The organism is Afipia sp. OHSU_II-C1, from assembly GCF_000497575.1.
In the GTDB taxonomy this organism is placed as follows: Bacteria; Pseudomonadota; Alphaproteobacteria; order Rhizobiales; family Xanthobacteraceae; genus Afipia.
This window is the reverse complement of sequence record NZ_APJI01000007.1, coordinates 1-13796: the sequence shown is the minus strand read 5'-3', so window position 1 is coordinate 13796 and position 13796 is coordinate 1. Positions and strand designations below refer to the sequence as shown.

Below are 13796 nucleotides of genomic sequence, written 5' to 3'. Positions count from 1 at the left end.
GGAAGTTTCAGCCGCGCGGACACTACTGCATCGAATGGATGCGATCCAGCCGTGGAGCAAGCGCTGGTTACCAGCGCCCGAACAGGCCTGAGAACGGCGATCCGAAATTCCCCGGAGGCCGGAAGAACCCGTCGCGCGGCGCGGCGCGCTGACGCTGCTGCTGTTGCGGCGGCGCCGACGGATTGAACAGTCCCTGGACCACCACCTGCTGCTTCTTGGGTTTCGGCTTCGGCGGAACCGTCGTCCCGTCGGACGGCGCGGCGGCGACCACCGGATCGCTGGGCGGCGCGCTGAGCGCGCCGACTTCGCGGCGCGGCCAGGAAAAATCATCCGCACGTCCGGCAGGGGCCGCGAGCGGTTCGCCCTTTACCAAGGTGCGTGCGGCAAGCGCATCGACGGACGCTGGCCGCGTGCCGACGCCGCCGAGCAGTTCATCGGTGCCGACCTGCGACGCCACCAGCGGCATCACCGGCCCCATCAGCGGACGGGGTCCCGCTTCGCCGGGACGGATGTTGGAATCCGGCGCAAAGGTTTCGCTCGGCACCGCCAGCGGACCATCGGTGTGGGCCGCGAGCACACGGCGGATTTCGCGTTCGGTGTAATGCGCGAGCTTGCGCGCGCCGGCCTTGGTGAAGAACACACCGTCGCTTGAACGCAGGCGGCGGATCTGGCCTTCGAAGTCCGGGCCCTGCTGCGCGAAACGCCCGGCGTCATCGACGAAGCCGTCCCAGACATCGACATAGGTGATGCCCGCCTTGCCGGCGCCGTCACGGTAAAGCGCATCGAGGAACAGCATGTCCGATGTCGCCTTGGGACCACGCACCGCGGGCAGACCGACCCAGAGCACCGGGACGCCCTTGGACTTCAGGACCGCGATCATCTCCTCGATCTTCTTGGCGTACAGCTCGACCCAGCGTTCTTCGCGGAAGTCATACATGCCGCCACCCGCGCGCGACTTCTCCGGCGCCATGACCTGGGGCGCGTCATCGTCGTCGGGAGCGACCTCCGTATCAGACGGCTTGTTGTCCGCGGTCTTGTTCTCGATATCGGTAGCGGGTTTATCGGCGGCGGGCTTGTCCGCCGGTTTCGCCGCCTCTGTCTCGTTCGGCTTTGTCTCGTTCGGCTTGGCGCGGGAATCCTTCTTGGCATTCTTCTTGGTGTCGACCGGCTTCTCGCCCGGCTTGGCGTCGGTCTTCTTCTCGACCACCGGCTCGCGGATCGGAATGCGGTCGTGCAGGCCCAGCATCACGACGATCACATCGGGTTTCTCGGTGGCGAGAATGCCCTTCGCCGCGGCGGCCCAATCCTGCGGATCGCCCTTGGGCTGATACTTGATCAGACCCGAGACGGTCTTGTGCTTGCGGATCACGCCGAGATCCGGCGTTTCCGACAATGCATCTTCAAGACCATAGGCCAGCCAGTCCGCCATGGCGTCGCCGAGCACCAGCACATTGCGATCGGCCGGTGTATCGCGCTTGGCGGCTGCGGGCGCACGGGAAGAATCCACCGGGCGCGGCGGCTGCTGCTGTTCCTGAAAATATCCGCCACCGCCAAACGGCGCGAAAAAACCGCCGCCGCGCTGCGGAGGCGGCGCGGGCCGCTGCGGGCGGCCAAAGCCGAAATCGAAGAACTGCGCCGAGGCCGGTCCCGCGATCCCGAACAGCATGGCGCCCGCGACCGCCAGAACGGTCAGGGGCCCACGTTCGGTGAACATGCGCAGAAAGGATTTCGGTGTCGGCATGCGGGTCACGGCTGTCTCAGGCGATACTGCAAAATAGTAGCAGATTCAGGCCCCAACAGGGCGAAATCGCCGCCCATAAACAGGGGATGCCGCCAGCCCGTCAAGGGCCGGAACTGCGTCCCGGCCCCGGAAAATACCGGTTTTACCGCCCGCGCAGCCGCTCCAGCACGCCGGACGAGGCGAACCCGTCGGCAGGCGCCCCGATCGAGGCCTGGAAGCTGCGCAGCGCCTTCTTGGTCTCGCCGCCGAGATTGCCGTCCGGCTCGCCGCGATAGAAGCCGCGCTGCGCCAGCAGCTGCTGCATTTCCTGCCGCTCGGCGCGGGACAGCACCCGCTCCTGCCGCGGCCAGTCCTGCACGAACGGCGCACCGCCGCGCAGACGATCCGCGAAGTGCCCGATGGCGAGCGCATACGCTTCCGACGGATTGTAGCGCATGATCGAACGGAAGTTGCCGAGCATCAGGAATCCCGGACCATCGGCCCCGGCCGGTGCCAGCAGAAACGCCTTGTCGCTGGTGCGCGGGAACGGCTTGCCGCCGGCGCGCTTGACGCCGAGATGCTCCCACTGCGCGATGGTGTAGTTCTTGGCGCGGTCGGCATGCAGATAGTTGAAGCCCTGCGGCACCTCGACCTCATAGCCCCAGGTCTGTCCCGGCACCCAGCCGTCCTTTTTGAACTTCGCCGCCGTGGAGGCGATGATGTCCGGAATGTCGTCCACGGTGTTGCGCTTGCCGTCGCGGTCGAAATCCACCGCGAACTTCTTGAATGCGGTCGGCATGAACTGCGTCGCGCCGAACGCACCGGCCCATGAGCCGCGCATCTGCTGCGGCGTCAGGTCGCCGTGATGCAAAATCTCAAGCGCGGCCAGAAACTCGTCCTTGAAGTAACCCTGACGGCGGCCGACGCAGGCCAGTGTCGCGGTCGAATTCAAAACGCTGCGGTCGCCGCCCTGCGTGCCGTAGTTCGACTCGATGCCCCAGATCGCCGCGATGATGTAGCGGTCGACGCCGTAGGCTTTTTCGACCGCCGCGAAGGTCGCCGCGTTCTTCGCCAGCACCTCGCGGCCGCGCGCAATCCGCGCATCGGTGACGAGGATGTCGAGATAATCCCACACCGACTTGGTGAATTCGGGCTGCGAGTCCATCAGGTCCATGATGCGCAGGTCCGGCGACAGGTCCGCCGTGAAGCGGCGGAAGCTCGCCTCGGAAACGCCGCGCCGCGCCGCCTCGGGCCACATCCCGGCGACGCAGCGATCGAAATTCGCCGCCGAATTGCGGATCGCATCCGCCGTCATCAGGGGATGGCCGGACGCGCCGTCCTCGCCGCTCCATTCCTTCGGCGAACCGGCCTGCGCCATGCGGCGCGGCGCGGGCTGCGTCTGGCGCGGCGCCTGCGATGGCTGCTGCTGCTGGATCGAACCGGTGACGTCGCTCCAGGGCATGGTGAACGGCAGGGTGAAGCCGCCGCGCCCCGACGCGGTCTGCCCATGGGCCGGGCCCGCCAGCATCGACGCCGCGCCGATCACCGACATGGTCAGGATTGCGCCCGCGGCCATGCGCCACGCGCTCTCTTCACGCTCGATCCGTGCCATTTTACGTTTCACCCACTCAAGACTATCCCGGATACAGGAGGCCCGGACAGGGTTTCCACCCGATTAACAACGCGGCATTTTTCGGCGGCGAGATGACGCGGCTTTTCTCCCTCCCCCTTGCGGGGAGGGTGGCGCGTTGCGAGCGCTTGCGCGCAACAAGCCGGGCGGGGGTAAGTTCGCAGACCCCCACCCCGGCCTCGCTTCGCTCGACCGACCCTCCCCACAACGGGGAGGGATAAAAAAAGCCGCCCCAAAAAATCCACACGGCACTCACGCACCGTTCATCCGCACACCTTTACGGAACTCATGACCTGCCCCGCCGTTTTTCGGCCCGATAAAACCTGCTAACACCCGTTCCAGCCCCGCCTTCATCGTTTCTCCTGCCTCAAAGAGCCTCATGAAAATCCGCAAAGCCGTGTTTCCCGTCGCCGGTCTTGGCACCCGTTTCCTCCCGGCCACCAAGGCCATGCCCAAGGAAATGCTCACCGTGGTGGACCGCCCGCTGATCCAGCATGTGGTGGACGAGGCGCTGGAAGCCGGCATCGAACACCTCGTGTTCGTCACCGGGCGCAACAAGGGCGTGATCGAGGATCATTTCGACCGGCCCTATGAGCTTGAGGACACGCTGAAGGAGCGCAACAAGCTGAAGGAAATGGACATCCTCGAGCGCGACCAGCCGCCAGCGGGCGCGACCTCGTTCACCCGCCAGCAGGCGCCGCTTGGTCTTGGCCATGCCGTGTGGTGCGCGCGCGACATCATCGGCAATGAGCCGTTCGCCGTGCTGCTGCCGGACGTGCTGGTGAAGAACAAGCCGAGCGGCCTGAAGCAGATGATCGACGCCGCCAACGCGGCGGGCGCGGACAAGGCCAACATCATCGCGGTGGAAGAAGTGCCGATGGATCAGGTCCACATGTATGGCGTGGTCGGCGTCGGCAAGCCCAAAGGCGATATGTTCGAGCTCGACGGCATGGTCGAGAAGCCGAAGAAGGAAGTCGCGCCGTCAAATCTCTCGATCACCGGGCGCTACATCCTGCAGCCGGAAATCTTCAAGGTGCTGGAGACGCAGGAGCGCGGCGCGGGCGGCGAAATCCAGCTCACCGACGCGATGCTGGGCCTCGCCAAATCACAGCCGTTCTATGGCTTCAAGTTCAAGGGCAAGAGCTACGACTGCGGCTCGAAGTCGGGCTTCCTCGCCGCGAACATTGCGTACGCGATGGACCGCGAGGACCTGCGCAGCGATCTGTTGAGCGAGATGAAGAAGTACGTGTAGCCTATATTGATGCTACCGCCTTCTGCTAGGTGTAAGCAGCGTTCTAATGCTCGATATTGGAGCTCCAAGGATTTCCGCGATATCCTTGGGCTCTAATCCCATACTGGACAAATATCTCGCTGCATCGCCCACATTCTTTTTTCGAGATTTTGCTCCGAATTCGGAGTCTCCACTTAGCTGTCGAAGCGAGAGCGATATAAGGACGTTCAGCTTTCGTGAGATAGTCTCAACAGCCTCAACGTCAGCTTTTTTCGTCATTTCTATTTCGCTTTCCCACTCCACGAAGCATGTCGACAACTCGCGATTTCGCTACGTGAAGATGCGTACCGATAGTTGATTGCGGAACGCCGCTCTTTTGCAGTTCCAAAGCAACGAGATATTGCAGCAATGCAATTATTGAATCGAGCTTTTCATGCGTAATTTCATCTGCGCTTTTAGACATTTTTCTCTCTTGGAGTTTTCTTGAAAAACTTGAGCGTCTTCGTGACGCGGTTCATATCAACTCCCACAATCTCGCGAATCTGATGTTTGGTTAAGCCAGCTAAAGCAAGCGACACAATTAATTGATTCTGCTGGACCGCAAGTATCTCATGCAGCAATGCCTCGGCACTCAACTGCGTCTTTGGCATTAAGATTTCCTCTTTTTTGATTTTCGAATTCCCGCAAGCTCCTTGTTCACATAGGTGCCCGTGCGACAAACAATTTTCGCGATCTCGTTTGGTTTCAGCCCAAAATCACTTAGCAACTCGACTTGCTGACGAAGCGTTTTCTTCTCACCATTTAGCAGCGTAAGCCCAATCAGGACTCTCAAGAGCTGATTAGTGGTTTCCTGCGCATCAGACATACGAAGCCCCCAAGGAATTAGATTCGCATATGTTTAGCTTTATATTGATATTTTCTCTTTTAAATCAGATTGTTATATCAAGGTTGTAAATTACAACCACGTCAATATAGTTTTATAAATCCGCATTTCAAGATAGTTCATGGGGACAAGCATGTCTGATTCATCGACTAAGCAGCTTGAGGATATCAAGCGACTACTAATGCTGCTCCTTCTAAAGCTGGATACCACCTCCGAAGAAATCGGCATGGCCTTGAATGTTGATTCAAGCGCTGTGCGTAGAAGTATGCCGACCAAGAAAATAAGAAAGCTTCTTCAGAAGGGTAACATCTGATGGTCGCTCCTGTCAGCGACTACAGAGCAAATAAAAACGAACACATCTTACACGCGATCAGCGTATTGAAACGCTCGCCGCGGCGGATAAAAGTTTTTATGGAGATTTACAAAGGCAGCAAACAATCCAAAACTGTCGCAGAAATCATGGCCAAGACTGGCCTAACTCAAGTTGCGGTGTTGCAAGATGGCGGAAAATTGTCCGATGAGCAGATCGTTGAGACTGTCAAAGTTCGCGGGAAAATCGCGTACAAAAAAGTAGCGGTCTATAAAACCAATAAAGCCAAAATTCTAAGCGGCCTGAAAAAATCCAGCACAGTTCTAAACACCAAGTACCCGACCAAACAGACGCCCCGCGTTACACACACCGTCAGAACCATTAGAGTTGCGCAAGGCCTAAAGGTTCAGGCTCGTCCTATCGTATGTGACGACATTGCGAATTTTTCAAAGATTAAAAGGATCAAATCGGGTCCCAAAAAATTATTACCTGAAAAAAAGATCAAAACGGGATTCGCAAAAATTCTAAAAGACCGTGGCGTTTTTAAAGATTGGGGCGGGGAAAAAAATGACTTGTTCTCCAATGCTACTGTGGCTGGGGCACGTCGAAGAATAGCATTTGCGTTTAAGGGCCCCGCCACAACGGGAGTTTTGACTCCTGCAAAACTCGGTAAAAATGGCGACCAAATTCAACGATTGTTCGAGACTGCTGCAAGCGTCTTTATCATCCAATATCATGGACAAATCGCTGAAAGTGTTTTGCAGCAAATGCAGACATTTGCTGAAATCAAATCCCTGAAAGAAAACAATCCGATCTGGTATGGAATAATTGATGGTAATGACACCGATCGACTCATTTCAGCTTATCCGGATCAATTCAAATGATTGTCGGATCCATTGACATTCAGCTTGTATAGGCTTATATTCCTATCACTTCATTCGTGAGGGGCGCTTCCGGAGGCGTTCTTGAAGTGGAATGAAGCGCGGCGACCGCGCGCGTGTGACGCACACACGCTCTCGGGCGGCCGAGGTGGACCGTCCGCTCCCACTACGGGGAGATGCCGCTTGCGGCTGGCGACGGAGTGCAAACGGCGGCGCGAAAGCAACGCCTGAATGCGGCCGGTGGCGCTTGCGCCGTCGGGCTTGCGAGGGAGAACGGCGGTGTCAAACCGCCGGGTCTTAAGGACCGGCCAAGGCCGGCCCTGGACTGGCTGACGCGGATTGGTTTCGCCGTCCGCGCGCATGCACCCCTCCCCGCTTCGCACTCCCGACCTGCACGGATCCTCGGCCCGGCACGCCGCAGCGAAAGCCTCGCTTGCGCGGCTTTCGCGCGCCGGAGGATCGCGGCCCCTACGGCGGGCGGATCAGCCGGCGTTGGTGGAGCGCCGCAAGGCGATGCGCTTCCGTCCTTCGCCCGCGAGCGGAGACGGCAGCGAGACCTCAACCCTGCGCCTCGCGGCGCTCCATCTCCCCTCATCTTTCGAGGGGCCCATGACGAAGCCAATCGCGCGATCGCCGCGCGAGAGCAATCGCGCGTGCGTGTTTGAAAGTGGCTGTTTGAAAATCGAATCGGAGACAGGCGCACGCGCCGGGAACGGGTTAGACAAAACGCGTACCGATGCGTTGGTGCCGCAGCCAGAAACCGGCAAAAGAAGCTGCGTCCATCGTCCCCGTTGCGGCCGGTTGTCACCCGGCGCATGCAGGGAACAACGCGCGGGCGCGCACCAGGGTTCATGCTCACGTTTTTGTGTGGAATTTTGCCGTAACGGCGGGGTCTTATCCGCGTATCACCCATACGGCGCAATTGCCGGAACTCTCCAAGAGGACCATTCAGAGGACCATCATGGATCGCAAGCCATTCCAACGGACCTTCGCCCTGGCCGCAGCCTTCATGCTCGCGCTGGTGTGGTACATCGCGCCGAGCGTCGCCGCCGAGGACGCGGTGGTGATTCCGCCGCCCGCCTCCGACATCGCGCCCAGCGAGGGGCTGAAAACCTTCGTGCTCGCGGGCGGCTGCTTCTGGGGCGTGCAGGGCGTCTACCAGCACACCAAGGGCGTGACCAACGCCGTGTCGGGTTATGCCGGCGGCAAGGCCTCGACCGCGAACTACGAGGCGACGACGCGCGGCAATACCGGACACGCCGAAGCGGTGCAGATCACCTACGACCCGAAGCAGGTCTCGCTCGGCAAGCTGCTGCAGATCTATTTCTCGGTGGTGCACGACCCGACCCAGCTCAACCGCCAGGGCCCGGACACCGGCACGCAGTATCGCTCGACCATCTTCACGTCCGATCCGGCGGAGAAAAAGCTGGCGCAGGATTACATCGCCCAGCTCAACGCCGCGAAGGTCTACAAGAAACCGATCGCGACCACACTCGAGCCGCTGCAGGGCTTCTATGCGGCGGAGGATTATCATCAGGACTACCTGACGCTGCACCCGAACCAGCCCTATATTGTGTTCAACGATTTGCCGAAGATCGAGAATCTGAAAAAGATCTTCGCCGAGAACTATCGCGAAAAGCCCGCGCTGGTGCGCGAGGCCAGGACGAACTGACCAAGGCGAATCACTGAGACGCGCGGACCATCGCGGCGTTTCGAAAAGCGAGATAGAAGCGGCGGACCCGGATGGTTCGCCGCTTTGATGTGAGACACCAACCGAAGCCACGAAAGGAGCTAGCGAAGTGACCGACATCAAGACGAAGACCGGCTCCGGCACGATTCAAAAGTCCGAGAGCGAGTGGCGCAAGGAGTTGACGCCGATGCAGTACGCCGTGCTGCGCGAGAAGGCGACGGAGCGCCCGTTCACCGGCGAGTACGACCATTCGTTCGATCCGGGCACCTATGTGTGCGCCGGATGCGGGCAGCCGCTGTTCGAGTCCGATGACAAGTTCGATTCCGGCTGCGGCTGGCCGGCGTTCTCCGCTCCCGCCGCCGAGAGCAGCATCGCGGAAGAGCGCGACATCTCGCACGGCATGATTCGCACCGAGGTGCTGTGCTCGAACTGCCAGGGCCATCTCGGCCACGTCTTCCCCGACGGACCGGGGCCGACGGGATTGCGTTACTGCATCAACTCCGCGGCATTGAAGCTCGAGCCCAAATAAACCTCGCGTCAGCGCGCGCCCTTCCTCAGAGAAAAAATAAATCCGCGCGGCTTGTCTCAGGCCGCGCGGCTCCTATCTCTGCGTTCCGTTCGCGTTACGAACGGTAAAAAACGCCAACAAGAAACGTTTCCAAAGAACTTCCGCATTTTAAGGAATTCACGATGTCCACCAGATCGCGCCAGACCGTGCTGGCACTCGGCCTCGCAGGCCTTCTCGTCGACGCTGTTTCGTCCCATCCCGCCTTCGCCACCAACAAGGTCACGCTGTTCAAGGTCGTCTCGCCGCAGACCGAAATCGTGATCGGCCTCACCAAGGCCGAGCTTGCACAGATGAATGGCCGGACTCCCGATGCGGTTGAAAAGGCGCTGCGCGGCGCAGGCGCGCTGCAGGTCTGGCAGTACGGCGTCCGCCGCGGCGTCAGCGGCGTGCCGGAGCAGGCGCCGGTCCGCAAGATCGAGATTTCCGCGGGCCCTGACACCCACATCGAACACTACACGTCGTCGCTGAAGGTGGTGTCGGTCACCGATGAGATCCTGACCGAAGCGATCCAGTAGCGCACCGGCGGGGACTTCCGCCGTTTGTCGTTGTCCGGCTTCCGCCGGTGAAAATCCGGGAAAATCACGCCCTGCAAAACGCTCAGACCGCCATGCGAAGCCGGACCCGCCGTAACGCAGGTTTTGGCGCTCCCTAATGCGTTGAAATTCAAGCGCTTATTCGGCCCGCCCGCGGGCCCGCCATGCCATTCATCATAGGCCTCATGACGGGTCGCAATTGGCGAAAAAAGGCCTATATTAGGGTTTCTTCTGGAATGAATGACTTCTGGCCGCGCGGCTCTCCTCTGGACCCGCCTCCGGCCGTCCGTTTCCATCGAATCCCAAATCGAGAAGGCCGAGACCATGGCTGCGTTCAATTACAACACCGAAGCCGAACTCTTTCCTGCGGCGATCCGCAAGAAAAAGCGCGCAGGCTTTGCGTACCGCCGGTTCCCGACCGCAGCCGAGGCCGTGCAGTTCGCGATCGAACAGCTTCCCGCAGACTCGCTGAACGGGGCGTACCTCCAGGTGGACGAAGCCCGTTTCGACCAGAGCGGCATCCGCACGCTGTATGAAAGCGAAGCGTTCCCGCTCGCGCGCAACCGGCCGGAGCCGGTGGCTGCACCGGAAGACGAGAAGCAGACCGCGACCGGCTGATCGATCGTCCCTCGCGTCCGTTCCCGGCTCAGGCTTTTTTCTGCGCATGATCCGATCCGAAAACCGGTTCCCACTTTTCGGGATCATGCGCCGCGCGGCTGCTTGTCCATCCAGCGCTTGAGGATACGCATGTTGCGCATGTTGGCGCGGAACATGACGTCGAATGCGTCGCCGGCGAACGGCACCAGGCCCACCACGCCATCCAGCGCCACATTGCCCAGCATCCGCGCCACCAGATATTTCGGCGCGCCGAGTGCACGCGCCTCGCGCACGATCCACAGTGAAATCGCCGTCGTGAGAATATCGCCGACCACCGGCACGAGGCCGATCAGGCCGTCGATGCCGTAGCGGATCTTGGTGCCCGGTACGACGAACGCGACATCAAGCAGTTTCGACAGGGCCTCGATGCGCGCAAAGCGCTGCTCGCGCGTGAGCGGGCCGAACGAAATTCCGCCGAGCGCGCCGGAGATGTTCTGGAAATCCGCGCCCTGAAAATCGAATCCGCCAGCACCGAACGGCCCCGATGCACCGAAGCCGCGGGAATGCACCTCGTTGCCATCCTGATCGATGATCGGCGGCCGCCGCTTGCCGCCGGTGCGGGGCTTCGCGGTCCGGTAGATGTCGTCGGTCATTCTGGCGCTCGTCATGGTTGCTGGCACCTCGTTTAGCACACACCCGCGCGGTCTACGCACGGACAGCAGCCCTACATAGGAACGCCCGATTGCGGCGCAAGTTGCGTGACCGAACCGTAACCCGGCGAAATGTCGCATCGGCGCGCCTCGCCAGATACCCAGCTGCGGAACGATCTGCCGCATGCGTTCAGCCAAGAAAGAAGCCGCCCAACCAGGCGGCTCCTTTTCGCGGCTGTGACGCGCGAGCCAAAGAGCACGCGCGCGGGCTTCCTCACAGCCACACGAATTAATCTTCCGACGTGCGGGAGCTGTCCGTCTGCGCAGGCAGGCAGGGGCGCAGCCGGTCGTCACCGCCGGAACGCTTGTCGGTCGCACGGAAGACCTCAAGCCTTGAAAAGGCCTGCGCGCGCCGCCGTTGAACATCCAGTCCGGCTCGCAGAATCCTGGCCAGACCCAGCGGCGGGGCAGCGCGATCGTTGCGTGACATTGAATCCTCCGAGTGGCGGGCCTGATGCAAAACCTGATGCTCGAATTTAACCGCGGCTGCCTGTGCACCTGTATGACATAGCTCAAAAGTCCTCTTTCCCTGTCGGTGCACTTTGGAACTGAAAAACCGGGATCACCGAGACGTGAGCGGCATTGCGGCGCGAGGAGGTTTGCGGCTCCTCGCGCCGATGGTCGTTATCTGATGCTGGGAATCAGCATCGCTACGCGCGCGCGATAGCGGCGGTAGTCGTCGCCGAACAGGGCGATGAGATCGCGCTCTTCGAGATAGATGCCGACGAAGATGTAGGCCGTGGTGACGGCCGCGAACAGCAGATGCCCCGCCGTCATGGTCGGCGTCGACCAGAACGCAATGATGAAGCCGAGATAGATCGGATGCCGGATCAGGCGGTAGAGTCCCGGTGTCTTGAACGTCATCGGCGCGACAACACGTCCGGCAAAGTTGTTGACCACCTGCGTCAGGCCGAAAAGCTCGAAATGGCTGATCAGGAACGAGCTGTAGAGAACGATCAGCCAGCCCAGCACCATGCCGCCGATGGCGAGGTTGGCCAGCAGCGGAGTCTCGATGTCCCAGACGATGGCCGGGATCGGCCGCCACTGCCAGAACAGCAGCGCCAGCGCGAGGCTCGCCAGCAGCACATAGGTGCTGCGCTCGATCGCCGGCGAAGCGAACCGCGCGAACAGCCGCTTGAAGCCCTGCCGCGCCATGCCGCTGTGCTGAACGGCGAACAGGGTCAGCAGCGCGAGATTGATGCAGACCGCGTTCAGCACCGAGGTCTCGGCGCCGGTGTCGATCGTCTTCGGCACCATGAGGCCCGAGACGAAACCGATGGCATAGAGAAACGTGCCGAAGAAAATCATGTAGGACACGCCGCCGTAACACAGCGCCAGGGTCCTTCCGATAAAGTTGGCGAATGCCGTGAGGGAGCCCTGCTCCCGTTCGATGGCCGTCGACATGGTGCTGTTCCTTCTCCTGAAAATCTCGGTCCTGAAATCGGCCCCTGTCTCGCTCAGCCCGCACCTCGCATTTACCCATGGCCGCAAGTGAGCGTGTGTGAGGCAGCTCACAGTTCCGGCCCGGCCTTCATCACTGCGCCGTGAGCATTTCGTGCGAGCGGTGCGGGCCGCGCACATCGCGCCGCCGCGTTCACCAGACACCGATCCGCTCCAGCCGCTGCAAAACGATCTCCCGCATGCGCGCGTTGACGCGCGCAAGCTCCTCCGGCGGCGCGGTGCGGCTCGGCTCCTTGAGCTGGCACACCATGTCGGGGCCCTGGCAGCGCCGCGCGCGGCGGCAACGCTTCACGGGACAGTCGAGCCAGTTCTCGCAAGCATCCGACAGCTTGCGCATCATGTTTTCGATGCCAGCGTCGGACAGAAGATAGGCGCGCGTCTCGTCGGAGAATTCGGGAAACGCCTCCTGCGCGTCGCCGTCCTCCTTCATCGTCCCTTTCGCCGTGTGTGGTCTCGTCTTTTGCATGGGGGTCCCTTTCCTGTGAGCAGATGTGCTTGCGGGCACGCGTGAGCGTTTTCCCGCGCGAAAACGCGGATGTCCGATCAGCGATGTCGTCAGACCGTGCGCCTCTCTAAGAAGAGAGGGAGGAGGAGCGCCGAAAGACGCGCCTTCAATTCAAGTGCGCGGCCGGCATCGTGTCGCCACGAAGCTTGGGCCGCGAAACGCCTTTCGACGCTCCGCCGCGGCGATTTCTGTCCTCGGGACCGCACTTCCGGGTGAGGATGGGGGAGAAACTCGACCCCTGATCCGGCCGGCTTTCGCCGCCTTCGTCCTCACCGCGTCCAGCCGGCGAACGGCAGAGCCCCATAGTGAGCCCGGACGGTGACCCGAGGCCTCCCGGGAGCGGAGAAGGACGTCCCTTCTCGCGCGCGCAGGCGCCGCATCCCGCCCCGCGCTATCAAGCGTCCCTGGCAACGCCCCTCAAGTGAGGCGGGATGAATAGGAATATAATCCAACCCATAGGATTGTCAATCTCTTTCATTGATTGGATAAGGGCTCCATGGGGAGCATGTGAATGACCACACGGTATTTGATACGGCGAGAATTTTCTGACATCGCCCCTTTCTTAGATGCAATACGGGCTCAAGCAGATAGTGAGCGAGAGGCCTTAGGCTTCTTACCCGAACCGGCATATGCAGAGGCTGCGCGACAGCGCAAGTTGATCCTCCTAATTTGCCAAAAGGAAGATCAATCGACCTACGCAGGCCACCTCCTTTTCGGCGGCATTTTCCCGAGTTTGCGAGTAAGGCAGATTTCAATAGCACCGCCATTCAGACGTTGCGGGCATGCTACAAACCTCCTCCGCACTCTCATCTCATAAGGAGAAAAGGAAGGCTATCTAGGCATCGTTGCAAATGTTGCTACAGACCTAACTAGTGCAAATTCATTTTACGAGAAGCATGACTTTATCCTGTCGCGGATAAAAGCAGGAGGCAGCACTCGCAACCGCAAGATCAATGTCAGAATACTGGAACTTAAAACACCTAGTTTAATTTCCATAATGGCCGGCGCTCATCAACCAAAAGCTATTGAGATTATTCAACCTACACGGCGATTGACCGGCCCCCACTGAGTGGTCCG

General features: G+C 60.6%; 16 protein-coding genes. 7 read left to right on the top strand and 9 right to left on the bottom strand.

Annotated elements, in window-relative coordinates; all coding sequences use genetic code 11:
- Positions 1–67: 67 nt before the first annotated feature.
- Positions 68–1741 (bottom strand): SGNH family hydrolase, encoded by a 1674-nt coding sequence (locus I554_RS0108250; RefSeq protein WP_024577681.1) that lies wholly within the window; start codon positions 1739–1741, stop codon positions 68–70.
- Positions 1742–1883: 142 nt separating this feature from the next.
- Positions 1884–3332 (bottom strand): lytic murein transglycosylase, encoded by a 1449-nt coding sequence (locus I554_RS0108245; protein ID WP_024577680.1) that lies wholly within the window; start codon positions 3330–3332, stop codon positions 1884–1886.
- Positions 3333–3729: 397 nt separating this feature from the next.
- Between I554_RS0108245 and galU the strand changes: the two genes are divergently transcribed.
- Positions 3730–4602 carry a UTP--glucose-1-phosphate uridylyltransferase GalU gene (gene galU, locus I554_RS0108235; protein WP_024577679.1) on the top strand — a complete coding sequence of 291 codons (873 nt, stop codon included), beginning with the start codon at positions 3730–3732 and terminating at the stop codon, positions 4600–4602.
- Between the two features lie 241 nt (positions 4603–4843).
- Here galU and I554_RS26835 read toward each other — a convergent pair whose 3' ends face one another.
- From I554_RS26835 to I554_RS0108225, 3 genes are read right to left on the bottom strand one after another with little or no spacing between them, the layout of a single operon-like run.
- The gene (locus I554_RS26835; protein ID WP_152527618.1) at positions 4844–5044 is read right to left on the bottom strand and encodes a hypothetical protein; all 201 of its coding nucleotides are present in this window, start codon (positions 5042–5044) and stop codon (positions 4844–4846) included.
- A complete protein-coding gene (locus I554_RS0108230; protein ID WP_024577678.1) occupies positions 5037–5231 on the bottom strand; it encodes a hypothetical protein in 195 nt (64 codons plus the stop codon). Before I554_RS0108230 ends, I554_RS26835 begins: the two co-directional genes overlap by 8 nt.
- Positions 5231–5446 (bottom strand): hypothetical protein, encoded by a 216-nt coding sequence (locus tag I554_RS0108225; protein ID WP_024577677.1) that lies wholly within the window; start codon positions 5444–5446, stop codon positions 5231–5233. The genes I554_RS0108230 and I554_RS0108225 overlap by 1 nt, the downstream gene beginning before the upstream one ends.
- Before the next feature lie 151 nt (positions 5447–5597).
- On the opposite strand from I554_RS0108225, the gene I554_RS0108220 reads away from it, so the two are divergent.
- From I554_RS0108220 to I554_RS0108190, 6 genes are all read left to right on the top strand, one after another.
- The gene (locus tag I554_RS0108220) at positions 5598–5777 is read left to right on the top strand and encodes a hypothetical protein (RefSeq protein WP_034473791.1); all 180 of its coding nucleotides are present in this window, start codon (positions 5598–5600) and stop codon (positions 5775–5777) included.
- Complete coding sequence (locus I554_RS0108215; RefSeq protein ID WP_024577675.1) at positions 5777–6658, top strand: hypothetical protein; 882 nt, start codon at positions 5777–5779, stop codon at positions 6656–6658. The genes I554_RS0108220 and I554_RS0108215 overlap by 1 nt, the downstream gene beginning before the upstream one ends.
- A gap of 958 nt (positions 6659–7616) precedes the next feature.
- Positions 7617–8327 carry a peptide-methionine (S)-S-oxide reductase MsrA gene (gene msrA / locus I554_RS0108205; protein WP_024577674.1) on the top strand — a complete coding sequence of 237 codons (711 nt, stop codon included), beginning with the start codon at positions 7617–7619 and terminating at the stop codon, positions 8325–8327.
- 127 nt (positions 8328–8454) lie between these two features.
- Complete coding sequence (msrB, locus tag I554_RS0108200) at positions 8455–8874, top strand: peptide-methionine (R)-S-oxide reductase MsrB (RefSeq protein ID WP_024577673.1); 420 nt, start codon at positions 8455–8457, stop codon at positions 8872–8874.
- Between the two features lie 161 nt (positions 8875–9035).
- On the top strand, positions 9036–9428 hold the full coding sequence (locus tag I554_RS0108195; RefSeq protein ID WP_024577672.1) for a hypothetical protein: 393 nt from the start codon (positions 9036–9038) through the stop codon (positions 9426–9428).
- A 342-nt stretch (positions 9429–9770) separates the two neighbouring features.
- Entirely contained in the window at positions 9771–10064 is a 294-nt protein-coding gene (locus I554_RS0108190) for a hypothetical protein (protein ID WP_024577671.1), read from the top strand.
- 83 nt (positions 10065–10147) lie between these two features.
- On the opposite strand, the gene I554_RS0108185 is transcribed toward I554_RS0108190, so the two are convergent.
- The 4 genes from I554_RS0108185 to I554_RS0108165 form a co-directional block, all read right to left on the bottom strand.
- Positions 10148–10696 carry a DUF4112 domain-containing protein gene (locus I554_RS0108185; RefSeq protein WP_081710753.1) on the bottom strand — a complete coding sequence of 183 codons (549 nt, stop codon included), beginning with the start codon at positions 10694–10696 and terminating at the stop codon, positions 10148–10150.
- A 286-nt stretch (positions 10697–10982) separates the two neighbouring features.
- Positions 10983–11183: a hypothetical protein gene (locus tag I554_RS0108180; RefSeq protein ID WP_024577669.1), complete on the bottom strand. Its 201-nt coding sequence runs from the start codon at positions 11181–11183 to the stop codon at positions 10983–10985.
- 194 nt (positions 11184–11377) lie between these two features.
- On the bottom strand, positions 11378–12157 hold the full coding sequence (gene mddA, locus I554_RS0108175) for a methanethiol S-methyltransferase (RefSeq protein WP_024577668.1): 780 nt from the start codon (positions 12155–12157) through the stop codon (positions 11378–11380).
- A 190-nt stretch (positions 12158–12347) separates the two neighbouring features.
- Positions 12348–12680, bottom strand: coding sequence for a hypothetical protein (locus I554_RS0108165; protein WP_081710752.1), 333 nt, complete (start codon positions 12678–12680; stop codon positions 12348–12350).
- Positions 12681–13796 lie beyond the last annotated feature (1116 nt).